The organism is Streptomyces sp. Wb2n-11, assembly GCF_001049855.1.
Taxonomy (GTDB): Bacteria; Actinomycetota; Actinomycetes; order Streptomycetales; family Streptomycetaceae; genus Streptomyces; species Streptomyces altiplanensis.
The window spans coordinates 1,241,822-1,265,073 of the sequence record NZ_CVPB01000001.1 but is presented as its reverse complement, the minus strand read 5'-3'; the positions used below and the strand labels follow the sequence as shown (position 1 = coordinate 1,265,073).

Genomic DNA, 23,252 nt, shown 5'->3' with positions numbered 1-23,252 from the left:
GCGGCGGCAGCGCCTGGGCGCGACAGGACAGGTGTCAGCGCTGCCGCAGCCCGGAGTTCGGGGGCGGTCAGTCCTGGACGGGCTGACCGGAGAGGCGCTCGACCGAGCGCAGCAGGGCGGAGTGGTCCAGACCGCCGTCGCCCTGGGCGCGCAGCGAGGCGACCAGCTGGGCGACGACCGCGCCGACGGGGAGCGCCGCACCGACATTGCGGGCGGCGTCGGTGACGATGCCCATGTCCTTGTGGTGCAGGTCGATCCGGAAGCCGGGGGCGAAGTCCCGGTTGAGGAAGTTGGCCTTCTTGCGGGTCAGCACGGTCGAGCCGGCCAGTCCGCCGTTGAGGACGTCGAGGGCAGCTTCGAGGTCGACGCCGGACTTCTCCAGGAAGACCACGGCCTCGGCGCACGCCTGGATGTTGACCGCGACGATCAGCTGGTTGGCGGCCTTCACCGTCTGGCCGGAGCCGTGCGGACCGCACAGGACGATGGTCTTGCCGAGCGCTTCGAGGACCGGCTTGGCGGCGTCGAAGTCCTCCTGCGAACCGCCGACCATGATGGACAGTACGGCCTCGATCGCGCCGGCCTCGCCGCCGGAGACCGGGGCGTCCAGGACGCGCAGGCCCTTCTCGGCGCCGGCCTTGCCCAGGTCGACGGAGGTCTGCGGGGTGATCGAGGACATGTCGATCAGGAGGGCGCCCTTCCGGGCGTTCTCCAGGATGCCGTCCTCGCCGTACGCGATCGCCTCGACCTGCGGGGAGGCGGGCACCATCGTGATGATGACGTCGGCGTCCCTGACGGCCTCGGCGATCGAGGACGCGCCCTTGCCGCCGGCGGCGACGAGGCGGTCGATCTTGGCCTGCTCCAGGGTGTAGCCGGTGACGTCGTAACCCGCCTTCAGCAGGTTCTCGGACATGGGGGAGCCCATGATGCCGAGTCCGATGAAGCCGATCTTGGGGAGAGTGCTCATGAGGGGTGCCTCTTTCAACACACGCGGTTCAGCACACGCGTAGAAACGGTCAGGGGGAGAGCCAGCCGAAGGCTTCGGCGCTCGGGCGGTCGCCGGGCTTGTACTCCAGGCCCACCCAGCCGTCGTAACCGGCCTTCTGGAGCTGGTCGAGCAGCTCTTCCAGCGGCAGCGAGCCCGTACCGGGCGCGCCGCGGCCCGGGTTGTCGGCGATCTGCACGTGACCGGTCTTCCCGGCGTACGCCGCGATCACCTCGGGGAGGTTCTCGCCGTTCATCGACAGGTGGTAGATGTCCAGGAGGAACTTGGCGTTGCCGAGTCCGGTGGCCTCGTTGACCTTGTCGACGACCGCGATGCCGGCCGGTGCGCTCACCAGTGGGTAGAGCGGCGACTCCGGCTTGTTGAGGGTCTCGATCAGGAGGATCGCGCCCACCCGGTCGGCGGCGCGGGCGGCCGTCACCAGGTTCTCCAGGGCGAGCTTGTCCTGGACGTCCGGGTCGACCCCTTCCACGCGGTTGCCGTAGAGCGCGTTGAGCGCCTTGCAGCCCACCGAGGCGGCGAAGTCCGCCGCGACGTCGATGTTGGCGCGGAAGCGGTCCGACTCCTCGCCGGGCACGGAGAGCGCGCCGCGGTCCGGGCCGGGCAGCTGCCCGGCGTAGAAGTTCAGGCCGACCAGCTGGGTGCCGGCCTCGTCGAGCGCCTTCTTGAGGGCGTCGAGCTCGGCCTGGTCGGGGGTGGGGGTCTCGATCCAGGGCCACCACAGCTCGACCGCCTTGAAGCCCGCCGCGGCGGCGGCCGCGGGACGCTCCAGGAGCGGGAGTTCCGTGAAGAGGATCGAGAGGTTCACATCGAAGCGCTGGTCCGTGTAGCCCATGAGGGTTTCGGCGCTCCTTCCGTATTGCGGAAGTTATTTTCTGCTTGATGGAATGTTGCATGGTGGCGTGGAGGGCTGTCAAGGGGGTGTGGCCAGGTCGGGGGGTGCGCGCCCCGCCGACGGCGGCCCCCGTGACCGGCTGACGGGCCCCGGAACCCCGCCAGTACCGTGGGGGCATGGTGCGATTGAGAGTGGAGTTCACGACCGAACCCTTCGACCTCGACGAGGCGCCGGCGCACGCGCTGGCGGCCCGCGAGGTCATCCAGGTGGCCGAGCTGGACGCCGTGGACGTCGGCCCGTTCGGAAACACCGCCGAGGGGGGTGCGGACGCGGTGCTGACCGCGGTCGACGCGCTGCTGCGCACGTCGCTGGCCGCGGGCGCCACCCGGGTCTCGTTGCAGGTCAACGTGATCGGGGAGGGCGAGAAGTGACGGATCTCGGTGCACCGGACGACCACCCCCTCGTCATCGCGGTCAAGCCGCTGGTCGACGCCATGGGCGGCGAGATGATGATCCCGGAGCAGGCGGCGGCAGACGACGTGGTGCTGGCCTGGGAGGGCCGGGACGTCGTCGCCGTGCGGCTTCCGCAGCTCTCGGACTCGCTCGACCACATCCTGGCCGCTCTGGAGCGCCGGTACGGCATGCCGCTGGCCGAGCTCGACCGCAAGGAGAAGCAGTCGGTCGTACGGGCCCTGGAGGCGCGCGGCGCCTTCTCGGTGCGGCACGGTGTGGAGACGGTGGCGAGCGCCCTGGGGGTCAGCCGCTTCACCGTCTACAACTACTTGAACAGGGAGAACAGCTCCAAGGGTGAGTAGCGCGCTGTCCAGCAACCGGGCATATTTGATCGATCATTTCCAAGAGCCGCCGTCCGCACACCAGGACGGCGGTTTTTGCGTTCGCAAGATTTCAACAAAGTGTTGACGCGCTGTTCTTGAGGGCGTTAGCTATGCCCAGCCCGTCCAGCACAAGGCCACGGAGGCTCCCGTGACTTCAGGTTCGACGCCGGGCCTCGCCCGGTTCAACACCTCGGCGGACAGCGAGGCCCTGGCCACGCTCCACGAGGTGTGCGCCAGCTCGGCGTGGGGAAGCAAACTGCTCGCCCAGCGCCCGTACGCCACCGCGGAAGCCCTCTTCCTCGCCAGTGACGCCGCCACGGCCGAACTGACCACCGAAGATCTGGCCGAAGCGATGGCGGGCCACCCGCCGATCGGCCGGCCCAAGCCCGGAGACCCGACCTCCTCCCGCGAGCAGCGGGGGATGGCCGGAGCGTCCGAGGAACTCAAGGCCGAGATGCTCGAACTGAACCTGGCCTACCAGGAGAAGTTCGGACATGTCTTTCTGATCTGCGCCACCGGTGCGACCGGTGAGCAGATGCGTGACGCGATGCGGGACCGGATCGGCAACACCGCCGAGGCGGAGCGCGAGATCGTGCGCACCGAACTCGGGAAGATCAACCGGATCCGGCTGACCCGTCTCGTAGAAGAGGACAAGGACTGATGAGCACCGCGACCACTGCTTCGGTGTCCACGCACATCCTGGACACCAGCATCGGACGCCCCGCCGAGGGCGTCGCCGTCTCGCTCACCGCCCGCAGCGGCAGTGACGCCGAGTGGGTGGCGCTCGGCGGGTCCGCGACCGACGCGGACGGGCGCTGCAAGGACCTGCCGGCCCTGCCGGAAGGCACGACCCACGTACGTCTCGACTTCGAGACCGAGGCGTACTTCTCGAACAAGTCCAGCACGAAGAAGCAAGCCGAGGCACAGCAGGACGCCCCCCGCGTAAGGGACAGCGGCGCGTTCTTCCCGGAGGTGGCGATCACGTTCGCCGTCGTACCGGGCGAACATTTCCACGTACCGCTGCTGCTCAACCCGTTCGGCTACTCCGTATACCGAGGGAGCTAGCACCGACATGCCCACGATTCTCGGCCAGAACCAGTACGGCAAAGCAGAGAACCGCGTCGTCAGGATCACGCGGGACGGCGACACCCACCACATCAAGGACCTGAACGTCTCCGTCGCCCTCTCCGGCGACATGGAAGACGTCCACTACTCCGGGTCCAACGCGAACGTCCTGCCCACGGACACCACCAAGAACACGGTGTACGCGTTCGCCAAGGAGTACGGCATAGAGTCCGCCGAACAGTTCGGCATCCACCTCGCCCGGCACTTCGTGACGTCGCAGGAGCCGATCAAGGTCGCCCGGATCCGGATCGAGGAGTACTCCTGGGACCGCATCGCGACCTCGGACAACAACTCGAAGTTCATCGGGTCGGACGAGGTCAACCACTCCTTCGTCCGCAAGGGCCAGGAGCTGCGCACCACGCAGATCACCTTCGACGGTGAGAAGTGGGAGATCATCTCCGGCCTCAAGGACCTCACGGTCATGAACTCCACCAACTCGGAGTTCTGGGGCTACGTCAAGGACAAGTACACGACGCTCAAGGAGGCGTACGACCGCATCCTGTGCACCGACGTCTCCGCCGCCTGGCGCTACAACTGGACCAGCGACGAAGAGCGGATGCCCAACTGGGAGAAGTCGTACGAGCAGGCCAAGAAGCACATCCTCCAGGCCTTCGCCGAGACGTACTCCCTCTCGCTCCAGCAGACCCTGTACCAGATGGGTTCGCGGGTCATCAACAGCCGCAGCGAGGTCGACGAGATCCGCTTCTCGCTGCCGAACAACCACCACTTCCTGGTCGACCTCGAGCCCTTCGGGCTGAAGAACGACAACGAGGTCTACTTCGCCGCCGACCGTCCCTACGGCCTCATCGAGGCCACCATCCTGCGGGACGGCGTCGAGCCGAAGATCCCGGTCGACATGACCAACCTCTGACGCGGGACCGGTACGCCCCCGCCCGCCCGTAGTCGGGCGGGGGCGCCCCGGACCGGAGGGAACATCCCATGGCACAGCCTGCAACGGAGCCGGCAGAAGCAGCAGAAGGCCCGTGTTCCGCCCCACTGGCAGGACCGACGGTCCACCCGGTGGATGAAAAGCTCTCCACTTCGCGGCTCGTCCCCGCCGCTCTCCAGCACATCGCCGCCATGTACGCGGGCGTGGTCACCCCTCCGCTCATCATCGGCCAGGCCGTCGGCCTGGACGCCGCGGGAATGACCCGGCTGATCGCCGCGAGCCTGCTCATCGCCGGCCTCGCCACCATCCTGCAGACCATCGGCATCGCCGGTTTCGCCGGAAACCGGCTGCCCTTCGTGAACGCCGCGTCCTCGGCCGGCATCGCCCCGATGCTCGCCATCGCGGAGACCACCGCCCCCGGGCGCCAGCTCCCCGCGATCTACGGCGCCGTGATGGTCGCCGGAGTCTTCTGCCTCACCGTCGGCCCCTTCTTCGGCCGGCTGCTCCGCTTCTTCCCGCCCCTGGTCACCGGCGTCGTCATCACCCTCATCGGCGTCACGCTGATGCCCGTGCCCGTCACCTGGGCGCAGGGCGGCGACAAGACCGCCGCCGACTTCGGCGCCATGAAGTACCTCGCGCTCGCCGCCTTCACGCTCATGGTCATCCTGCTGATCCAGCGCTTCGGCAAGGGCTTCGTCAAGCAGGTCGCGCTCCTCCTGGGCATGCTGGTGGGCACGCTCGCCGCGATCCCGTTCGGTATGGCCGACTTCAGCGCGCTGAAGTCCGCGCCGGTCGCGGCACTGCCCACGCCCTTCGCCTTCGGCGCCCCCGAGTTCCAGCCCGCCGCGATCCTCTCGCTGTGCATCGTGATGCTGGTGCTGATGACCGAGTCGTCGGCCGGCATGCTCGCCCTCGGCGAGATCTGCGAACGCAGGACCAACGGCGGGACCATCACCCGCGGTCTGCGCACCGACGGCATCGCCACGCTCGTCGGCCCGGTCTTCGGAGGCTTCCCCACCAGCGCCTTCGCCCAGAACGTCGGAGTCGTCACCCTCACCAGGGTGCGCAGCCGGTACGTCGTCGCCGTCGCCGGCGGAGCGCTCCTGGTCCTCGGTGCCTTCCCGGTGCTCGGCGCGGTCGTCTCCACCGTCCCGATGCCGGTACTCGGCGGCGCGGGCATCGTCCTCTTCGGCTCGATCGCGGTCAGCGGCATCCGCACCCTCTCCGAGGCCGGACTCGACGACAGCTCCAACATCATCCTCGTGGCGGTCTCGCTCGGCGCGGGCATCATCCCGCTCGCCGCGCCCACCTTCTACGTGGACTTCCCCGCCTGGGCACAGACCGTGCTCGGCTCCGGAATCAGCGCCGGCGCCCTGGTCGCGGTCCTGCTCAACCTCTTCTTTCACCATCTCGGCACCCGGAGCCACGCGGCTGCGGCACTCAAATCCTCCTAGGGTCCTGCCGTGCCCACAACACCGAGCGAAGAAGGACGCACCATGGCAGCATCACCGGCAGCCGCGCGCACCATCATCGAGAACTGTGCCATCGCCACCGTAGACGCACACGACACCGAGTACGCCTCGGGCCACGTCGTCGTCGCCGGCAACCGCATCGAGTCGGTCGGCGCGGGCAAGGCCCCGGAGGGCCTGGAGAACGTCGTACGCCGCATCGACGGCACCGGTCACCTGGTCACCCCCGGCCTGGTCAACACGCACCACCACTTCTACCAGTGGCTGACCCGTGGCCTGGCCACCGACCACAACCTCTTCAACTGGCTCGTCGCGCTGTACCCGACCTGGGCGCGCATCGACGAGCCCATGGCGAGGGCCGGTGCGCAGGGCTCGCTGGCGATGATGGCCCGCGGCGGCGTCACCACCGCGATGGACCACCACTACGTCTACCCCAAGGGCTCGGGCGACCTGTCCGGCGCCATCATCGGGGCCGCCTCCGAGATGGGCGTACGCCTCACCCTCGCCCGCGGGTCCATGGACCGCAGTGAGAAGGACGGCGGCCTGCCGCCGGACTTCGCCGTCGAGACTCTCGAGGGCGCGCTGGCCGCGACCGAGGAGACCGTCAAGAAGCACCACGACGCTTCCTTCGACGCGATGACGCAGGTGGCGGTCGCCCCGTGCTCGCCGTTCTCGGTCTCCACCGAACTGATGGGGCAGGGCGCCGAACTGGCCCGCCGCCTGGGCGTACGGCTGCACACGCACGGCAGCGAGACGGTCGAGGAGGAGCAGTTCTGCAAGGAACTGTTCGGCATGGGACCGACCGAGTACTTCGAGTCGACCGGCTGGCTCGGCAGCGACGTGTGGATGGCCCACTGCGTCCACATGAACGACTCCGACATCGCCGCCTTCGCCCGTACGGGCACGGGTGTGGCCCACTGCCCGTCCTCCAACGCCCGCCTCGCGGCCGGCATCGCCCGCGTCCCCGACATGCTGAAGGCCGGCGTCCCGGTCGGTCTCGGCGTCGACGGCACGGCGTCCAACGAGTCGGGCGAGCTGCACACCGAGCTGCGCAACGCCCTGCTGATCAACCGCCTCGGCGCGCACCGCGAGGCGGCGCTGAACGCCCGCCAGGCGCTGCGTCTGGGCACGTACGGCGGAGCCCAGGTGCTCGGCCGCGGCGACCAGATCGGTTCGCTGGAGGCCGGCAAGCTCGCCGACCTGGTGATGTGGAAGATCGACGGACTCGGCCACTCCACCATCCCCGACCCGGTCACCGCGATCGTCTTCGGTGCCGCGGCCCCGGTCACCCTGTCGCTCGTCGACGGCAAGCCCGTCGTCGAGGACAACCACCTGATCACGGTGGACGAGGACGCCGTCGCCCGCACCGCGCGGGCCGAGTCCCAGCGGCTCGCGCGGATCGTCGCGCAGGGCTGAGAGTCCCCCCGGAAGTCCGGCTGAGGGGGACGGCCCTCAGCCGGCGGCCGCGGACCCGAGCGGGGTCCACGGCAGCTGTGCCCGGGGGCGCGCGCCCAAGCGCCCGCGCCTCCGGGGGCGGTGACGAACCGCCACCGCGACCGTCTCCTCCCGCACCACCTCCAAGATCCCACAGCTCCACCCCCAACCCCCCATGCGTCATGCACGTCTGCACCACCTGCTTCAACGCTCCGCTCCGCACCACCTCCAAGACACCCACGTCCCCGCCGACGTGTAACCGACCGGAGGAACCGCCGTGGCCGCCAAGCCCAGGTTTCGCAAAGACGCAGTCGCCGCATCCGATCCCCAGTCCGGATCCCCGTCCGGCCCCGACCTGACCCATCCGGTCGACGAGAAGCTCCCGCCCGTCAAGATGTTCACCAGCGGCCTCCAGCACGTGGCCGCGATGTACGCCGGTGTGGTGGCCCCGCCCATGATCGTCGGCCCCGCGGTGGGCCTCGACGTCAAGGAGACGGCCTTCCTCATGGGGGCCAGCCTCTTCACCGCGGGCATAGCCACCCTCCTCCAGACCCTCGGGTTCTGGAAGATCGGCGCGAAGCTCCCCTTCGTCAACGGCGTGTCCTTCGCCGGTGTGACCCCCATGGTCGCCATCGGCAAGGACCGGGGCCACGACGGCATCGCCGTCATCTTCGGCGCGATCATCGTGGCCGGCATCCTCGGCTTCGTACTCGCCCCGTACTTCTGCAAACTGCTGCGCTTCTTCCCGCCCGTGGTCACCGGCACCGTCATCACCCTGATCGGTGTCTCACTGCTGCCCGTGGCCTTCAACTGGTCGCAGGGCGGCAACTCCCGGGCCGACGACTACGGCTCGATGACCAACATCGGCATGGCCGCCCTGACCTTCGTGATCGTCCTGGCCCTGCGCAAGCTCCTGCGCGGTTTCCTCCAGCAGATCGCGATCCTGCTCGGCCTCGTCATCGGCACCCTCATCGCCATCCCGGTCGGCATCACCGACTTCGGCGCCATCAGGAGCGCCGGCCTCGTCGGCTTCCCGACCCCGTTCTACTTCGGCGCCCCGCAGTTCGAGATCGCCGCGATCATCTCCATGTGCATCGTGATGCTGGTGTGCATGACCGAGTCGACCGCCGACATGCTCGCCCTCGGCAAGATCGTCGGCCGCCCGGCCGACGAGAAGACCGTCGAGGGCGGCCTGCGCGCCGACACCCTGGGCAGCGCGATCAGCCCGCTGTTCAACGGCTTCATGTGCAGCGCCTTCGCACAGAACATCGGCCTGGTCGCCATGACGAAGGTCCGCAGCCGCTTCGTCGTCGCCGCCGGCGGCGGCATCCTGATCCTGCTCGGCCTGTGCCCGGTCCTGGCCTCCGTGATCGCGCTCGTACCGCTGCCGGTACTCGGCGGCGCGGGCATCGTCCTCTTCGGTACGGTCGCGGCCAGCGGCGTCCAGACCCTCGCCACGGCCGCGCTGGAGAAGGGCGAGAACGCCCTGATCGTCGCCGCCGCCCTCGGCATCGGCCTGATCCCGATCGCGGCGCCGACGTTCTACCACGCTTTCCCCGAGGACCTGCTGGTGGTGCTCGACTCGGGCATCAGCACCGGGTGCGTGGTGGCCATCGTCCTCAACCTGGCCTTCAACCACTTCGGCAAGAAGGGCGGCGAGGACGAGAACGTCACCCAGCCGGAGATCCCGGACCAGATCCCGGCGGCCGCCCACTGACCACCGGCCACTGATGGCGACGGCGTGCGGCGCGCACGGCACTTCCCGGTGCCGTGCGCGCCGCACGCCGTCGCCCTGACCGGCCCCGGCCCGGACGGTCAGTTCGTACGCTCCGCGGGGGTGGGGGTCTTCGTCACGCCCGCCACCAGCGCCGGGCCGGCCGGAGCGGCAGGGACGGCTTCGGGCCGTGCACCGAACAGGGTCCCTCCTTCTCGCTCTGCGGCGGGGGCACGGGAACCGTGGGGATCACAGAGGTAACAGAGGGCACAGGGGGCGCTGGGGACCCTGGAACCACTGGAGACACGGTCAGCCACCCGCTGCCGACCAGCTGGGCGGCCAGGTACGCGGGCGGTGATCCGTGGTCCGCCGCGGAAAGACCGGTGGCCAGCAGCCGGTCGACGGCGAATGACTGCGGTTCCCCGCACTCGGCCAGTGCCAGCGTCACCACATTGAACAGCACGGACCCGCCGTACGGCAGCCGGGTGAGGGTCACGTCCGGCGCCAGTCGCAGCACGACCGGTACCGGTACGGGCGCAGGTGCGGGCGAGGGGCCCGGTACGGCGCCGGGAGCGCTCACCGGTTCTCCCGCAGCCACTTGCACACCCACACCAGGCGCAGCAACGGAAGCGCGTGATCCGCCAGTTCGCGCCCGTCGCGCAGGACAGCCAGGACCCGGTCCACGTCCAGCACGCCCAGATCGGCCAGTACGCCCTCCTGCTCCAGCCAGCCGTGGATACGCCTGCGCTCCCGGTACAGGTGGCCGGCCGCGGCCAGCCGCAGCCAGTGGCCGGACGGCGCGCGGCAGGCGCCGTACACCCGCCGGCCGTCGACGGCACGGTCGAGCGGCAGGTGGTTGCGGAACGCCCCGCGGTGGATCCGTCCGAGCTCCGCGGGGGGCAGCGCGGCCACCGCCGCGATCACCCGCGGGTCCAGGGCGGGCAGCAGGGCCCCGCCCGTGCCGTGTTCCTCAAGACCCGCGACCACCCGGCCCGAGACCGGGTCGAGGAAGTCGAGGTGGTCCTTCCACAGCGTCAGCATTCCGTGCCGGGAGGAGGAGAGCGCCTCCTCTCCCGCCCGGGTGAGTCCGGGCAGCGGCGCCGCACCGGCCGGCCCGGGCGGCGCAGGCTTCCCCACCGGCTGTTCGTCCGGGGCCTCCCGGCCGCCCGGCCCCGGTGAGAACGCCGCGGTGCGGCTGAGGAGTTCGCGGGCCTCGGCAAGACCGCTCAGGGTGCCGGTGGTGTGGAAGGGTTCGCAGCCCAGCAGCCGCCACCCGCGGTACCCCGCGCCGGCCTCGGCCGGCCGGGCCGACACCAGGTCCTTCAGCAGCCCGCCGCTCACCACCGGCAGTCCGCAGCTGTCGCTCAGCCGGGCCGTCAGCCGCAGCGGCACCTCCCTGTCGGGCAGCGGGGGAACGGGTTCGCGTCCGCTGACCGGTTCATGGGTGAACAACTTGGCGGGATCGACCCGGACGTACCTGATCTCCAGGCCGGGAATCGGCGGTGGCACGACCGGGGACCTCTCTCCCCAGGCGCCTCCGAAGTCCGCGTGCAGCAGTACGGGCCGGTGTCCCGCCGCCAGCGCGCTGACGGCGATGAACGCCGAGGCGAGCCCTCCGCTGTACGCGATGGCGTAGTCACCCTTCAGGCCGTCCAGAGCGTGGCCCACCGCCTCGGCCAGCCCCGTGCGCGGCTCGGGCAGCTCCGGCCGGTGCCGCGTGACGGTCACCCCGGCCGCGTTCACCCGGACGGCGGTTCCCACGGCCAGGCGCCGCACACCCGGCAGCAGAGTGGCGTCGGGGGAGGGCACCGTGCCGTGGACCAGTGCGAGCAACTGCCCCGGATCGGGCAGCCGGCGGGGTCCGCCCGCGAGGAACGCGCTCAGGTCGTCGCCCCACTCGACGCGTCCGTAACCGATTCTGTAGTACACCGACCGGCTTCCGGGACTGTTCCGGCTCAGCCGGAAGACGTCCGGTGACGGCCGTTCGACCCGTACGCCGCCGGGCTCCGTCCAGGAACTCGGCTCGGTGCAGCGGACCCCGTCGCGGGTCGCCTCCGCGCACCCCGGTACGCCGGCCGGACCCGGTTCCGTTTCCGTCGTCGTTCCGGGCTTCGACCCCGTCACCAGTCCCGCCCCGACCGGTGGAGCTCGACACAGGTCTCCCGTACCGGCAGCGAGGTGCTCACCACCGCTTCCCCGCACTGCACCCACGCGTGGAAACCCGCGGGCGGCGTGACCGGCACCATCTCGCGACCCAGGTGGAAGGAGGCGGGAATGCCCATTCGCCGCAACCCCGCCACCAGGTAGAGCGCGTCGTCCACCGGGCCCAGGAACCCCATCGTCAGACGCTGTGCGAACCGCAGCCGCGTCACGACGGCACAGGCGTCCCGGTGCCCGGGGCCGCGGCCCCGACGGCGGGTCCCGTGCACGCGCGGCCAGTGGTCGAGGCGGTACGAACCGTCCTCACCCTTGACGGATTCCACGAACCGGCGCGCGCCGCGCGCCGCTTTCACCAGCAACAAGAAGGCCCTCCCCGAGCACAGTGACGAGTGGTGGGACAAGCGGTGGAGCAAGGGACGAGCAAGGGGACGAACGAGGGACGGGCGGGCGAAGGGGTGGGGGGTGGACCCGGCCCTGCTCGCCCGCTCGCCTGCTCGCGGACGAATCTCCAGCCGCACCGGCCGCCGCCGGCCCCCGTGCGGGCCCCGGCGACCGTGGTGGGGGCGGCGGACACGTACTGCCGCAGGCCGTCGCCGGCGAGGCGTGCGGCAAATGACGTCGTGGTCACGGTTCCCCCTTTCCCCGTACGCGGCCGGGGTCGCGCACGCTGTCCGCTCGTCACTAAAAGTATCTTCGCCCGCACGGACCGTCATCAGGCGTGTGGAAGCTCTGCCTCCGGTGACCAGTGCGCCGCTCACGCTCTTGTGGGCGGGCCCGCCCACCTGTAGGGGGCGGGCGTGGTCGGCGCGCCCCGTCCCGGCCTGTAGCGTCGGGGGCATGGGTGAGCACTCTGTAGTGGATGTCGGCGACGTACGCCTGGCCTATCGGACCTGGGGCGATTCGTACGGAGCGCCGGTCGTGCTGCTGCACGGGCTGGGCGCTTCGGCGGCGAGCTGGGAAGAGGCCGGGCAGGTGCTCGGCGAGGAATGGCGGGTCTACGCGATCGACCTGCGCGGGCACGGCGAGAGCGACTGGCCCGACGAGTACGCGGTCGAGCTGATGCGGGACGACGTACTGGGTTTCCTCGACGAGCTGGAGCTGGACCGGGTCGGTCTGGTCGGCCACGGCATGGGCGGTGTCGTCGCCCGCCTGCTGGCCCAGGAGCAGGCGGACCGCGTGGAGCGGCTCGTCCTGGAGGACGCTCCGCCGCCGTTCCCCGGCGGTGCGGTGGTGCGGGACGTGCGCCCCGACGAGCCCCTGGACTACGACTGGCCCGTCGTGCCGGCCATCACGCGTCAGCTTGCCGACCCCGACCCGGACTGGCTCGACGGCCTCGGCGAGATCGTCGCGCCCACCCTGATCATCACGGGCGGTCCCGACAGCCCCGTGTCCCGGGACCGGATGCCGGACATGGCCGCGCTCATCCCCGACTGCCGGACGATCGCGATCCCGGCCGGTCGCAGCGTCCACGAGGAGCAGCCCCGCGCGTTCGCCCAGGAAGTCACCGAGTTCCTGACCAGCTGACCCCCGGACGTCTGCGCCGGCCGCCGGGCGAAACGATTCTTCGGTTCCTCCTACCGGTGGTACCAGTCCGTGCTGTCGCTGATGGCGATCGAGACGTACGTCTGATGGATCGCCACCAGGGAGGCCACGAGCCTGGGGTCCCAGTGGTCCTGCAGGACGCGGTAGTCGCCCGCCAGGCCCCGGTAGGACATCACCGCCCGGCCCGCGCCGTCACGCCAGACGATGCGGCGCGGGGTCGCGACCGGGTCCTGCGCCATGCCGGTGAAGGCGGCGACGACCAGTACGAGGTTGAGGGGCAGGAGCACCGTCCACCACAGCGCCCACCACATCAGGCGGCCGGCCGAGCCGCGCACCGGGGGCGCGCCCTCCTGCTCCACGGTCCAGTGCGACCGCCCGATCCGGAAGAGCCGTCCGCGCCGCAGGCAGATGCGGCCGATCGGCGCGCCGTCCGGGTCCAGCACCCGGTAGGCGAAGCGCGGCCCGCCGAACCCGAAGCCCGTACCGCGTTCCGTCGTCACCGAGGCGAGGATCTCGCTGCCCCGGTCGTCGCCGAACAGGAGGATCTCCCGGGCGCCGGGGAGGTACGCGTTCGGCCCGCCGGAGGTGTTGCGCAGCAGGTACGCCACGGGGCGCGGCCCCTGCGACGTACCGTCCTCGGCGACGACCATGACCGGGATGCCGGACTTGGCGCCGGGCGAGGTGTCGCGGCCGCGCGCAGTCTGGCTGCGGGGGTCGGACATTCTGTACGTGATCGCCATGCGGCGGCCCCCTGTTCCGTGATCCGGTCCGTTCTGGGGCGTCAGCCTAATGGCGGACCGCGCGCGCACTCTTGCCGGGCGGCGTCCTCCATGGCATACAGGTCTGGACCATTGCCCTCGAACGAAGGGTCCGACCGTGCAACGCCCCACCGTATGCGCCGTGTTGGCCTGTTCTGCCCTGCTCCTGCTGTCGGTGACCGCCTGTACCGCGACCGAACCGGACCGGGACACCGAGAGCCCCTCCAGACCGGACGGCGTGACGGCCCGCGCGGGCAGCGCGACATCGGTCCACGTGATGTGGGAGCGGTCGACGGACGACGAGGCCGTCACCGGTTACGAGGTCTACGCGAAGGGGGCCAAGGTCAAGACCGTGCCGGGGGCGCGCCGCATGACCGACGTCGACCGCCTGACCCCCTCGACCGCCTACACCTTCACCGTCCGCGCCCGCGACGCCGCCGGCAACCTGTCCGCCCCCAGCGGGGCCGTCCCCGTCACGACCCCGGCCTCCACGCCGGACGACCGGAAAGCGCCGTCCGCGCCCGCGAAGCTGCGCGGACGGGCCGAGGGGACCGGCGCGGTGCGCCTGTCCTGGGAGCGGGCCGCCGACGACACGGCCGTCACGTCGTACGACGTCTACCAGGAGGACTCCCGCATCCACAGCGTGCGGGGGAGCGCCACCACGGCCCGGGTCACCGGCCTGCGGCCCGGAACCGTCTACACCTTCACCGTCCGGGCGCGGGACGCCGCCGAGAACTCCTCCGGGGACAGCGACGCCCTCGACCTGACGACCGCTTCGGGACGCGGGGACGGCCCGTCCACCGCGCCCACCGCCCTGAAGGCGACGGCCACCCGTACGAAGGCGGGCGTACGCGGCATCGACCTCAGCTGGACACCGCCGCGCACGGGCGGCGACGGCGAGGTGCGCGAGCACCAGCTGTTCCTCAACGGCAGGCTCGCCACGACGATCGTCTGGGGCGCGGCCCCGCCGGCGGGCACGGCGACGTACCGCTTCACGGTCGGCGAGCCGCCCGGCACCCGGTACGGCATCAAGCTCCGCGCGAAGCTCCCGGACGGCAAGTGGGGCGACTTCTCGGCGCAGCGGACGGTGGTGACGCGCTGACCGGCGCCGCCGGGGGCGGCACGCTCCGCCCCCGGTGCTGTGCGGTACCGGGGGCGGAGGGCGCGGAGGGGTCAGCCGCGCAGCTGCTCGTACGCGGGCAGCGTGAGGAAGTCCGCGTAGTCCTCGTCGAGCGAGACCGTCAGCAGCAGGTCGTGCGCCTGCTGCCACTTGCCGGCCGCGAACGCCTCCTCGCCGAGTTCGGCGCGGATCGCGGCGAGCTCCTCGGCGGCGATCTCGCGGGCCAGCTCCGGGGTGGCCTTCCGGCCGTTCTCGAAGACGACACCCGCGTTGATCCACTGCCAGATCTGGGAGCGGGAGATCTCGGCCGTCGCCGCGTCCTCCATCAGGTTGAAGATGGCGACGGCGCCCAGACCGCGCAGCCACGCCTCGATGTAGCGGATGCCGACCTGGACGGCGTTGCGCAGGCCGTCGTACGTCGGGACCGCGTCCAGCGAGTCGATGGCGATCAGGTCGCCGGGGGCCACCGACACGTCCTCGCGCAGCCGCTCCTTCTGGTTGGGCCTGTCGCCCAGGACCGCGTCGAAGGACGCCATGGCGATCGGCACCAGGTCCGGGTGCGCGACCCACGAGCCGTCGAAACCGTCGGCGGCCTCGCGGTCCTTGTCGGCCTTGACCTTCTCGAAGGCGACCTTGTTGACTTCGGCGTCCTTGCGGGACGGGATGAAGGCCGCCATGCCGCCGATGGCGTGCGCGCCGCGCTTGTGGCACGTGCGGACGAGCAGCTCGGTGTACGCCCGCATGAACGGGGCCGTCATCGTCACGGCGTTGCGGTCCGGGAGGACGAACTTCGCCCCGCCGTCACGGAAGTTCTTGACGATGGAGAAGAGGTAGTCCCAGCGGCCCGCGTTGAGCCCGGCCGCGTGGTCGCGCAGCTCGTAGAGGATCTCCTCCATCTCGTACGCCGCCGTGATCGTCTCGATCAGGACGGTCGCGCGGACGGTGCCCTGCGGGATGCCGACATAGTCCTGCGCGAAGACGAAGATCTCGTTCCACAGGCGCGCCTCGAGGTGCGACTCGGTCTTCGGCAGGTAGAAGTACGGGCCCTTGCCGAGCTCGATGAGCTTCTTGGCGTTGTGGAAGAAGTACAGGCCGAAGTCGACGAGGGCGCCCGGCACCGGACGGCCGTCGAACCGGAGGTGGCGCTCGTCGAGGTGCCAGCCGCGGGGCCGCATCACCACGGTCGCCAGCTCCTCGTTCGCCTTCAGGGCGTACGACTTGCCGGACTTGGGGTCGGTGAAGTCGATCCGGCGCGCGTACGCGTCGATCAGGTTGCGCTGGCCGAGGACGACGTTCTCCCACGTGGGGGCGGACGCGTCCTCGAAGTCGGCGAGCCAGACCTTCGCGCCCGAGTTCAGGGCGTTGATGGTCATCTTGCGGTCGGTCGGACCGGTGATCTCCACGCGGCGGTCGTTGAGCGCGGCCGGGGCCGGCGCGACCTTCCAGTCGCCCTCGCGGACCTGTGCGGTGTCCGGGAGGAAGTCCAGCGTGGAGGTACGGGCGATCTCGGCACGGCGCTCGGCGCGGCGGGCGAGAAGCTCGTCACGGCGCGGCGTGAACAGCCGGTGCAGCTCGGCCACGAAGGCGAGGGCCGCGTCGGTCAGGACCTCGTCCTGCCGGGGCAGGGGCTCGGCATCGACGATGGCCAGCGGGGACGGCGCTGGTGCGGACATGAGCTGTCACTCCTTAGGCGGGCGACGCCTGACGGCCGCCGGGTCGCCTGCGAACGGCACAGCGTGCCATGGCTCCGAGATACGGTCGCGGGCGCCGTCGGTGGTACAGGGCGCTTCTGACGTGTGGATAGTAGTTTCCTCATGGTGGAAGTTCAACGGTCTGTTGACGTCGAGATTCTCCGAGTCGACAGAAACTGTCGCTGAGTGCCACACCGGTCACTCCAAGTGGATCAGGTCCTCCGCGGTGTCGATGTCGTACGCCGCGGCCACGTCCCCGCACTCGACGAGCGTGACCGCGTCCTCGTGCTGCTTCAGATAGGCGCGTGCCCCCCGGTCGCCCACCGCAGTCGTCCGGATGTCCGCCCAGCGCTCGGCGCCGAAGAGCACCGGATGCCCGCGCCTGCCGTCGTACGCCGCCGCCACGAGGCTCGAAGGGGAGCGGTACGCCGCCACCACCCGGCCCACCGCCGCCGCGCCGATCCCCGGCTGGTCGACCAGCGAGACGAGCGCGGCCGAAGTCCCCGTACCGGCCAGGGACGCCAGACCGGCCCGCAGCGACGAGCCCATCCCCTCGTCCCACCGGGGGTTGTCGACCAGCACGCACCCGCTCAGGTCGGCGCGGGCCCGCACCTCCCCGGCCGCCGCGCCCAGCACCACGTGCACCGGACCGCAGCCGCCCTCACGGAGCACCCGTACCGCGTGCTCGACCAGTGGCCGCCCCCGGTGCTCCAGCAGCGCTTTCGGCCGTCCGCCGAGCCGCCGTCCACCGCCCGCCGCCAGCAGCAGCCCCGCGATCTCCGGGACTCCGTCATCTCGTGTACGTGCCATGGGTTCTGCATACCTCATCGGAACGGGTGCCGACGGCTCCTCCTTGGACAGGGTGCCGTTCCGTATCGGTGTTCAGCGGGGGAGACGCGAGTTGATGAGTGGTCAGCAGCCGGACCGGGGCAGCGCCTCGCAGGTGTTCCAGCCTCTCGCGGGGGACGACCCGAAGACCATCGCCGGCTACCGGCTGGCCGCCAAGCCCGGCGCGGGCGGCATGGGCAAGGTGTACCTCTCGCACACGCCCGGCGGCCGGCCCGTCGCCATCAAGGTGATCCGTTCCGAATTCGGCGAGGACCCCGAGTTCCGCCGCCGGTTCGCCCAGGAGGTGTAGTCCGCGCAGCGCGTGCGGGGCCTGTTCACCGCGCCCGTCATCGACGCCGACACCGACGGCGCGCAGCCCTGGCTGGCCACCGCCTGCGTGCCGGGCCCCTCGCCCGCCGACACCGTCGTCGCGCACGGGGCGCTGCCCGTCGAGGCGGTGCTGCCGCTGATCGCCGGCATGGCGGAGGCCCTGCACGTCATCCACGGCGCGGGCATCGTGCACCGCGACCTCGAGCCGTCCGACGTGCTGCTCGCCGCCGACGGCCCCCGCGTCATCGACTTCGGCATCGCGTACGCCGCCGACGCGACCTCGCTCACGGGTTCCGGTGTCACCATCGGCACCCCGTCGTTCATGGCCCCGGAGCAGGCCGCCGGCCGCCGGGTGACCCCGGCCACCGACATCTTCGCGCTCGGTCAGGTCGCGGCGTACGCGGCGACGGGGACACCCGCCTTCGGCGAGGGCACCTCGCACGGGGTGCTCTACCGGATCGTCCACGAGGAGCCCGACCTCACCGGCGTCCCGGAACGGCTGCGGGAACTGGTCACCCGCTGCCTGGCCAAGGACCCCGAGGCCAGGCCGTCGATCACCGAGGTCATCGGGGTCTGCCAGTCCGCCAACGCGGAGACGGTGCTGCGCCGCCCCGAGGACTGGCTGCCGAGCCCGGTCGCCGCCGACATCACGGTACGCGCGGCCGCCCCCGCCCCGGTCCAGCCCCCGCCGCCCCCGACCCCGAGCCCGAGCCGGACCCCGAGCCGGCCGACTACAAGGGCATCAACCTCACCGCCGGTTACCACCTGACGCTCGGGGAGGAGGACGTCCGGCCGCAGAAGGGCGAGGACGGGTCGTACGAACTCTCCTACGACACGGGCGGGTACCTCGACGCGGAGAGCGAGGGCGGAACCCTGGTGCTGCTCGATCCCGGACAGGCGGGATCGCTCGCCGCCTGCCGCGCGGACACCCGGTACACCGAGACGATCTACGTGGACAAGCTCTCGAAGGGCGGCAGGTCTGTGTCACCACGGGCACGGGGCACATGGGCCTCGTCACGGTCCAGGGGTTCTCGGCCGAGGAATCGCCCAGTGACTACATGACCCTGGACCTGACCGTCTGGCGCAACGCCGCCGTCTCCTCGCCGGAAAGCTGAGGCCGGCCGCCAAGTGGCGGACAGCCCTCCGATTGTCGTTAACTGACCCCCGGCTCTTGTGTACGCCGTCCGACCAGCGGCGTACGGGCTGAACCGCTGGCAAGACCTGCACATCACTGTGCGAGGGGGAGAACTGTGCTGAGAAGTGTGGAACACCGGCGTGCGGCCGGCAACGGTACGGATCCGCGGGTGACGGAGCTGCGTGCCGCAGTCTCGCGGCTCCGCCGCGAACTCGCCGCCCACCCCGCCGAACTGCCCGACCGGGGTGTCGCGGAAGACGAACTGGCGTCGCTGCACGCCATGGCGCTCGACGGCGCACCCGAGGCCATGCGGCTGCGGCGTTCGCTGCTGCTGGTCGCGGCGTCGATCGGCTCGGTCGGCGCGCTGGCCGGGGCGATGGCGCAGATGCGCGACGCGGTCGAGCTCTTCGGGCGCGACTGACGGCTGCGAAGGCGCGGAGGTGGAGGGGCGGACCGGACTCCCGGTCCGCCCCTCCACCGCTTCACGCCGGCGCCTCCTCCGCGACGCCGGCGGCGCCGTGCGGGCGCACACCGGGCCGGGGCGGGCCGGGGCGGGGGTGCGCCGACCCGGCGGGTGCCAGCCGTGGAGCGGAGTGGAAGCCGTGGAGCGGAGTGGAAGCCGTGCGGCGACCGCAGCGCGGTCACCGCCGGATCAGCCGGCGGGCCGTCGCCGCCGCCACCGCGGACGTCCGCGAGTCCACGCCCAACTTCGCGTAGACGTGCACCAGATGGGACTTGACGGTTGCCTGGCTCAGGAAGAGCTCCTTGCTGATCTGCAAGTTGGACAGGCCGTCCCCGACCAGCTGGAGCACCTCCAGTTCGCGCCGCGTCAGCGCCTGCGCGGGGGCCCGCATCCGGTCCATCAGCCGGTGCGCCACGGCCGGCGCCAGCGCCGACTGCCCGGCCGCCGCCGTACGGACCGCGCCCGACAGCTCCTGGGGCCGGGCGTCCTTGAGCAGGTAACCGCTCGCGCCCGCCTCCACCGCCGCCAGGATGTCGGCGTCCGTGTCGTACGTCGTCAGGACGAGGACCCGGGGCGCGCCGGGCCGCGCCGTGATCGCGGCGGTGGCCTCGCAGCCGTGCATCCTGCCCGGCCCGAACTGGAGGTCCATCAGTACGACGTCGGTCTCCTCCACCGCGGCGAGCTCCACCGCCCGCTCCGCGGTCGCCGCCTCCGCGACGACCACGAAGTCCTCCTCGGTGTCGAGTACGGCGCGCAGGCCCGCCCGTACGACGGGATGGTCGTCGGCGAGCAGCAGCCGCACGGGGGCACCGGGGGCGCCGGGGACGTCGGAAGCGGTCATGCGGTGTCTCCGGCGGGGAGGGGGAGGGTGATCGCGACGGCCGTGCCCTGTCCCGGCGCCGACTCGACGCTCAGCGTGCCGCCGAGCGAGCGGGCCCGCGAGCGCATCGCGGGCAGGCCGAAACCGCCGCCCGTCTGCGCGCGGGGTGCCACGGGGTCGAAGCCGGAGCCGTCGTCCACGATGTCCAGCGCCACCGAGGTGTCCATGAAACTGAGCGTGACCCCGGCGCGGGCCGCGTCCGCGTGCCGGACCGTGTTGGCGAGCGCGGACTGGGCGACGCGCAGCAGCGCCACCTCGTACGGGGTGGGCAGCTCCACCGGCGTACCGCTCACGCCGAACCGCACAGCGGGCCCCGCAGTCGCCGCGCACAGCCGCTCCAGGGCTGCGGTCAGCGAACCGTGCTCCAGGCCGGGCGGGGCCAGTGCCCGTACGAAACGGCGCGCCTCGGCGAGATTGTCCTGTGCCGCCTCCCGCGCCCGCCGGACATGGACGGCGGCCGGATCGCCGGCGAGCAGCGTGCGCTCGGCGGCGCGCAGCAGCAGCTGGATGCTGGACAGGCCTTGGGCGAGCGTGTCGTGGATCTCGCGGGCCAGCCGCTCGCGCTCGGCCAGCGTCCCGGCCGTCCGCTCGACGGCGGCGAGCTCCTCGCGGGCCGCTGTCAGCTCCTCGATGAGTTCACGGCGCCGCTCGCTCTCCCGGTACAGCGCCTGGTGGCCGAGGACCGTCGCCACGGCCACGGCGGCGCCGAGCAGGGGCCCAACGAAGGTGCCCGGCGTCACCGCCTGTCCGTGCAGGACGAAACCGGCGATGGCGGCGGCGGCCGTCGCGGCGACGCCGGCCAGGCCCCAGCGCGTCGGCAGCAGGTGCAGCTGGAGGAAGTAGAGGGGGAACGCCGTCCACAGGCCGTCGGGGGACAGGGCCAGCAGTATCAGCCAGGCGACGCCCAGCGTGCCGAGCCATGCGGCGGCGGCCCGGGGCGAGCGGCCGACGGCGGGGCTCAGGGCCCCGAGGGCGTAGACGACGGCCGTCGTGACGGCCGCGACGACCACCGCGGTCGCGTGCGGGGCATCGGCGGCGACGGCCTTCACGGCGGCGAGCGCGAGGAGCCCCGCGAGCAGCGCGTGCAGGCACAGGCGCAGCGCGCGCAGCACGGGAGCGGGAGGCGGGGAGGAGGAGGAACGGGAATCCATGGCTTTTCCAGCGTAGGGCCCGGGCGCCGCCGCCTCGTCGATCAAAAGATTGATGTCGTGGCGATCCGTGGCGCGATGCTTTCGCCCGCCCCCACGACCAGGCTGGAACCATGTTCGTTGCATGGAGAGACCTCCGGTTCGCCAAGGGCCGGTTCGCGCTCATGGGCACGGTCGTGGTGCTGATCACGCTGCTCGTGGGGCTGCTGTCCGGCCTCACCGCCGGGCTGGCCAGGGACAACACCTCGGCCATCACCTCGCTGCCGGCCGACCGGCTGGCCTTCGGCCGGCCGCCCGAGGGGCAGGAGGTGTCGTTCACCAACTCCTCGGTGACGGAAGCGGTCTGGCAGGAGTGGGCCCGCCGGCCCGGCATCACCGGTGCGCGGCCCCTGGGCATCCGTACGGCCAACGCGAGCGCGGGCGACAGGACGGCCGCCGTGTCGGCGTTCGGCGTCGAGCCGGACTCGGGGCTCGCCCCGGTGAGGGGCACGGGGGCCGGCCGGGCCGTGCTGTCCGCCCCGGCGGCCGAGGACCTGGCCGCCGGACCCGGCGACACGGTGCGGATCGCCGGCGTGGAGGTGACCGTCGCCGCGGTCGGGGGCGAGGCCTCGTACAGCCACACGCCCGTGATGTGGATCTCGCTCGACGACTGGCAGCGGCTCGGCCACAGCGGCGCCACCACCCGGCGGCAGGCCACGGTCGTCGCCCTGACCACCGGCGAGGGCGCGGACCTCGCGGCGGGCGACAGGGCCGCGGGCACCGAGACCCGCACCCTCGACGGCTCGCTGAACGCCCTCGCCTCCTACCGGGCGGAGAACGGCTCGCTCCAGCTGATGCGCGGCTTCCTCTTCGTCATCTCGGCGCTCGTCGTCGGCGCGTTCTTCACGGTCTGGACGATCCAGCGCAGCGGCGACATCGCGGTCCTCAAGGCGCTCGGCGCCTCCACGCCCTACCTGCTGCGCGACGCGCTCGGCCAGGCCGTCCTGCTGCTCTGCGCCGGTACGGCCCTGGGCACCGCGCTCGCCACCCTGATCGGCGGCGCCGTCGCCGGGGGCGAGGTCCCGTTCGTGCTCGAACCGGCGACGCTGCTCGTACCCGCCGCCGTCATAGCGGCTCTCGGCGTGGTCGGCGCCGCCCTCTCCGTCCGGCGCATCACCGCCGTCGATCCCCTCGTCGCCCTCGGGAGCACCCGATGACCCTCTCCCTCGCGGAAGTGACCCTCACCTACCCCGACGGCGAATCCCGCCTGACCGCGCTCGACGACGTCGGCCTCGACGTCGCCGCGGGCTCGCTCACGGCCGTCGTCGGCCCGTCGGGCTCCGGAAAGTCCAGTCTGCTGGCGGTCGCCGCGACGCTGGTCTCCCCGGACCGCGGAAGGGTGATCGTCGACGGTACGGACACGGGTTCCCTGAGCCGGGCCGAGAAGGCGGAGCTGCGGCGCACGCGCATCGGCATCGTCTTCCAGCAGCCGAACCTGCTGCCGTCCCTCACCTCGGCCGAACAGCTCCAGGTGATGGCCCACCTGTCGGGGCGCCCGCCGCGCAGGGCCCGCGACCGGGCCCGGGAGCTGTTGGACGCGGTGGGCCTCACGGACCGCGCTGACCGCCGCCCGCACCAGCTCTCCGGCGGTCAGCGCCAGCGGGTGAACATCGCCCGCGCCCTGATGAACGAACCGGCGGTCCTCCTGGTCGACGAGCCGACCAGCGCCCTCGACCACGAGCGGGGCGCGGCCGTACTCGACCTGCTGGCCGCACTGACGCGCGAGCGCGGTACGGCGACGGTGCTGGTCACGCACGACCGCGCGCACCTGGAGCGGATGGACGCCGTGGTGACGATGACGGACGGCCGCCTCTCGGCCTGACCCGCCTCTCGGCCCGGCCGGAGACCGGGCCTGCG

Annotated in this window: 23 protein-coding genes and 1 pseudogene; 14 read left to right on the top strand and 10 right to left on the bottom strand. The window is 71.7% G+C overall.

Annotated features, from left to right (window positions below):
• Positions 1-67: 67 nt before the first annotated feature.
• Together BN1555_RS05620 and BN1555_RS05615 are read right to left on the bottom strand one after the other, a co-directional pair.
• The gene (locus BN1555_RS05620; protein WP_093798353.1) at positions 68-964 is read right to left on the bottom strand and encodes a 2-hydroxy-3-oxopropionate reductase; all 897 of its coding nucleotides are present in this window, start codon (positions 962-964) and stop codon (positions 68-70) included.
• Between the two features lie 49 nt (positions 965-1,013).
• Positions 1,014-1,835, bottom strand: a complete 822-nt coding sequence (locus BN1555_RS05615) for a TIM barrel protein (protein ID WP_093798352.1) — start codon at positions 1,833-1,835, stop codon at positions 1,014-1,016.
• Positions 1,836-2,014: 179 nt separating this feature from the next.
• Here BN1555_RS05615 and BN1555_RS05610 point away from each other — a divergent pair, with 179 nt between their 5' ends.
• From BN1555_RS05610 to BN1555_RS05575, 8 genes are all read left to right on the top strand, one after another.
• On the top strand, positions 2,015-2,266 hold the full coding sequence (locus tag BN1555_RS05610) for a hypothetical protein (protein WP_093803209.1): 252 nt from the start codon (positions 2,015-2,017) through the stop codon (positions 2,264-2,266).
• A 62-nt stretch (positions 2,267-2,328) separates the two neighbouring features.
• Entirely contained in the window at positions 2,329-2,649 is a 321-nt protein-coding gene (locus tag BN1555_RS05605) for a helix-turn-helix domain-containing protein (RefSeq protein ID WP_093803208.1), read from the top strand.
• A gap of 169 nt (positions 2,650-2,818) precedes the next feature.
• Positions 2,819-3,331 (top strand): 2-oxo-4-hydroxy-4-carboxy-5-ureidoimidazoline decarboxylase, encoded by a 513-nt coding sequence (uraD, locus tag BN1555_RS05600; RefSeq protein WP_093798351.1) that lies wholly within the window; start codon positions 2,819-2,821, stop codon positions 3,329-3,331.
• A complete protein-coding gene (uraH, locus tag BN1555_RS05595; protein WP_093798350.1) occupies positions 3,331-3,735 on the top strand; it encodes a hydroxyisourate hydrolase in 405 nt (134 codons plus the stop codon). The genes uraD and uraH overlap by 1 nt, the downstream gene beginning before the upstream one ends.
• Positions 3,736-3,742: 7 nt before the next feature.
• Positions 3,743-4,666, top strand: coding sequence for a factor-independent urate hydroxylase (pucL, locus tag BN1555_RS05590; protein WP_093798349.1), 924 nt, complete (start codon positions 3,743-3,745; stop codon positions 4,664-4,666).
• Between the two features lie 68 nt (positions 4,667-4,734).
• The gene (locus tag BN1555_RS05585) at positions 4,735-6,138 is read left to right on the top strand and encodes a nucleobase:cation symporter-2 family protein (RefSeq protein ID WP_093798348.1); all 1,404 of its coding nucleotides are present in this window, start codon (positions 4,735-4,737) and stop codon (positions 6,136-6,138) included.
• Positions 6,139-6,180: 42 nt separating this feature from the next.
• Positions 6,181-7,569 (top strand): 8-oxoguanine deaminase, encoded by a 1,389-nt coding sequence (locus BN1555_RS05580; RefSeq protein ID WP_093798347.1) that lies wholly within the window; start codon positions 6,181-6,183, stop codon positions 7,567-7,569.
• Positions 7,570-7,864: 295 nt separating this feature from the next.
• Complete coding sequence (locus BN1555_RS05575) at positions 7,865-9,304, top strand: nucleobase:cation symporter-2 family protein (protein ID WP_255305891.1); 1,440 nt, start codon at positions 7,865-7,867, stop codon at positions 9,302-9,304.
• A 133-nt stretch (positions 9,305-9,437) separates the two neighbouring features.
• Here BN1555_RS05575 and adfB read toward each other — a convergent pair whose 3' ends face one another.
• From adfB to BN1555_RS05560, 3 genes are all read right to left on the bottom strand, one after another.
• A complete protein-coding gene (gene adfB / locus BN1555_RS05570) occupies positions 9,438-9,881 on the bottom strand; it encodes an actinodefensin-associated protein B (protein ID WP_141662811.1) in 444 nt (147 codons plus the stop codon).
• The gene (locus tag BN1555_RS05565) at positions 9,878-11,230 is read right to left on the bottom strand and encodes an asparagine synthetase B family protein (protein WP_141662810.1); all 1,353 of its coding nucleotides are present in this window, start codon (positions 11,228-11,230) and stop codon (positions 9,878-9,880) included. The genes adfB and BN1555_RS05565 overlap by 4 nt, the downstream gene beginning before the upstream one ends.
• 191 nt (positions 11,231-11,421) lie before the next feature.
• Positions 11,422-11,814: a lasso peptide biosynthesis protein gene (locus BN1555_RS05560; RefSeq protein ID WP_255306360.1), complete on the bottom strand. Its 393-nt coding sequence runs from the start codon at positions 11,812-11,814 to the stop codon at positions 11,422-11,424.
• A 484-nt stretch (positions 11,815-12,298) separates the two neighbouring features.
• Here BN1555_RS05560 and BN1555_RS05555 point away from each other — a divergent pair, with 484 nt between their 5' ends.
• Positions 12,299-12,985: an alpha/beta fold hydrolase gene (locus tag BN1555_RS05555; protein ID WP_093798343.1), complete on the top strand. Its 687-nt coding sequence runs from the start codon at positions 12,299-12,301 to the stop codon at positions 12,983-12,985.
• Between the two features lie 50 nt (positions 12,986-13,035).
• On the opposite strand, the gene BN1555_RS05550 is transcribed toward BN1555_RS05555, so the two are convergent.
• Positions 13,036-13,743, bottom strand: coding sequence for a hypothetical protein (locus BN1555_RS05550; RefSeq protein ID WP_093798342.1), 708 nt, complete (start codon positions 13,741-13,743; stop codon positions 13,036-13,038).
• Positions 13,744-13,879: 136 nt separating this feature from the next.
• Here BN1555_RS05550 and BN1555_RS05545 point away from each other — a divergent pair, with 136 nt between their 5' ends.
• Positions 13,880-14,863 carry a fibronectin type III domain-containing protein gene (locus BN1555_RS05545; protein WP_093798341.1) on the top strand — a complete coding sequence of 328 codons (984 nt, stop codon included), beginning with the start codon at positions 13,880-13,882 and terminating at the stop codon, positions 14,861-14,863.
• Between the two features lie 71 nt (positions 14,864-14,934).
• Here the strand turns inward: BN1555_RS05545 and aceB are convergent, their stop codons facing one another.
• On the bottom strand, positions 14,935-16,554 hold the full coding sequence (gene aceB, locus BN1555_RS05540; protein WP_093798340.1) for a malate synthase A: 1,620 nt from the start codon (positions 16,552-16,554) through the stop codon (positions 14,935-14,937).
• A gap of 216 nt (positions 16,555-16,770) precedes the next feature.
• Positions 16,771-17,382 carry a nucleotidyltransferase family protein gene (locus tag BN1555_RS05535; protein ID WP_093798339.1) on the bottom strand — a complete coding sequence of 204 codons (612 nt, stop codon included), beginning with the start codon at positions 17,380-17,382 and terminating at the stop codon, positions 16,771-16,773.
• Positions 17,383-17,476: 94 nt separating this feature from the next.
• Between BN1555_RS05535 and BN1555_RS05530 the strand changes: the two are divergent.
• Positions 17,477-18,845 (top strand): annotated as a pseudogene (locus tag BN1555_RS05530) (serine/threonine-protein kinase).
• 135 nt (positions 18,846-18,980) lie between these two features.
• Entirely contained in the window at positions 18,981-19,286 is a 306-nt protein-coding gene (locus BN1555_RS05525; RefSeq protein WP_093798338.1) for a DUF5955 family protein, read from the top strand.
• 220 nt (positions 19,287-19,506) lie between these two features.
• Here BN1555_RS05525 and BN1555_RS05520 read toward each other — a convergent pair whose 3' ends face one another.
• Positions 19,507-20,169: a response regulator gene (locus BN1555_RS05520; RefSeq protein WP_093798337.1), complete on the bottom strand. Its 663-nt coding sequence runs from the start codon at positions 20,167-20,169 to the stop codon at positions 19,507-19,509.
• Positions 20,166-21,359, bottom strand: a complete 1,194-nt coding sequence (locus tag BN1555_RS05515) for a sensor histidine kinase (RefSeq protein ID WP_093798336.1) — start codon at positions 21,357-21,359, stop codon at positions 20,166-20,168. Before BN1555_RS05515 ends, BN1555_RS05520 begins: the two co-directional genes overlap by 4 nt.
• 110 nt (positions 21,360-21,469) lie before the next feature.
• Between BN1555_RS05515 and BN1555_RS05510 the strand changes: the two genes are divergently transcribed.
• Both BN1555_RS05510 and BN1555_RS05505 read left to right on the top strand, forming a co-directional pair.
• Positions 21,470-22,552, top strand: coding sequence for an ABC transporter permease (locus BN1555_RS05510; protein ID WP_093798335.1), 1,083 nt, complete (start codon positions 21,470-21,472; stop codon positions 22,550-22,552).
• Positions 22,549-23,217 carry an ABC transporter ATP-binding protein gene (locus BN1555_RS05505; protein ID WP_093798334.1) on the top strand — a complete coding sequence of 223 codons (669 nt, stop codon included), beginning with the start codon at positions 22,549-22,551 and terminating at the stop codon, positions 23,215-23,217. The genes BN1555_RS05510 and BN1555_RS05505 overlap by 4 nt, the downstream gene beginning before the upstream one ends.
• The last annotated feature ends 35 nt before the right edge of the window (positions 23,218-23,252 follow it).

What these genes read in the sequence shown, in the direction of transcription:
- BN1555_RS05620 (WP_093798353.1), bottom strand. Translation starts at nt 964, where the DNA reads ATGAGCACTCTCCCCAAGATCGGCTTCATCGGACTCGGCATCATGGGC.
- BN1555_RS05615 (WP_093798352.1), bottom strand. Translation starts at nt 1,835, where the DNA reads ATGGGCTACACGGACCAGCGCTTCGATGTGAACCTCTCGATCCTCTTC.
- BN1555_RS05605 (WP_093803208.1), top strand. Translation starts at nt 2,329, where the DNA reads ATGGGCGGCGAGATGATGATCCCGGAGCAGGCGGCGGCAGACGACGTG.
- uraH (WP_093798350.1), top strand. Translation starts at nt 3,331, where the DNA reads ATGAGCACCGCGACCACTGCTTCGGTGTCCACGCACATCCTGGACACC.
- pucL (WP_093798349.1), top strand. Translation starts at nt 3,743, where the DNA reads ATGCCCACGATTCTCGGCCAGAACCAGTACGGCAAAGCAGAGAACCGC.
- BN1555_RS05585 (WP_093798348.1), top strand. Translation starts at nt 4,735, where the DNA reads ATGGCACAGCCTGCAACGGAGCCGGCAGAAGCAGCAGAAGGCCCGTGT.
- BN1555_RS05580 (WP_093798347.1), top strand. Translation starts at nt 6,181, where the DNA reads ATGGCAGCATCACCGGCAGCCGCGCGCACCATCATCGAGAACTGTGCC.
- BN1555_RS05555 (WP_093798343.1), top strand. Translation starts at nt 12,299, where the DNA reads ATGGGTGAGCACTCTGTAGTGGATGTCGGCGACGTACGCCTGGCCTAT.
- BN1555_RS05550 (WP_093798342.1), bottom strand. Translation starts at nt 13,743, where the DNA reads ATGGCGATCACGTACAGAATGTCCGACCCCCGCAGCCAGACTGCGCGC.
- aceB (WP_093798340.1), bottom strand. Translation starts at nt 16,554, where the DNA reads ATGTCCGCACCAGCGCCGTCCCCGCTGGCCATCGTCGATGCCGAGCCC.
- BN1555_RS05535 (WP_093798339.1), bottom strand. Translation starts at nt 17,382, where the DNA reads ATGGCACGTACACGAGATGACGGAGTCCCGGAGATCGCGGGGCTGCTG.
- BN1555_RS05520 (WP_093798337.1), bottom strand. Translation starts at nt 20,169, where the DNA reads ATGACCGCTTCCGACGTCCCCGGCGCCCCCGGTGCCCCCGTGCGGCTG.
- BN1555_RS05515 (WP_093798336.1), bottom strand. Translation starts at nt 21,359, where the DNA reads ATGGATTCCCGTTCCTCCTCCTCCCCGCCTCCCGCTCCCGTGCTGCGC.
- BN1555_RS05510 (WP_093798335.1), top strand. Translation starts at nt 21,470, where the DNA reads ATGTTCGTTGCATGGAGAGACCTCCGGTTCGCCAAGGGCCGGTTCGCG.
- BN1555_RS05505 (WP_093798334.1), top strand. Translation starts at nt 22,549, where the DNA reads ATGACCCTCTCCCTCGCGGAAGTGACCCTCACCTACCCCGACGGCGAA.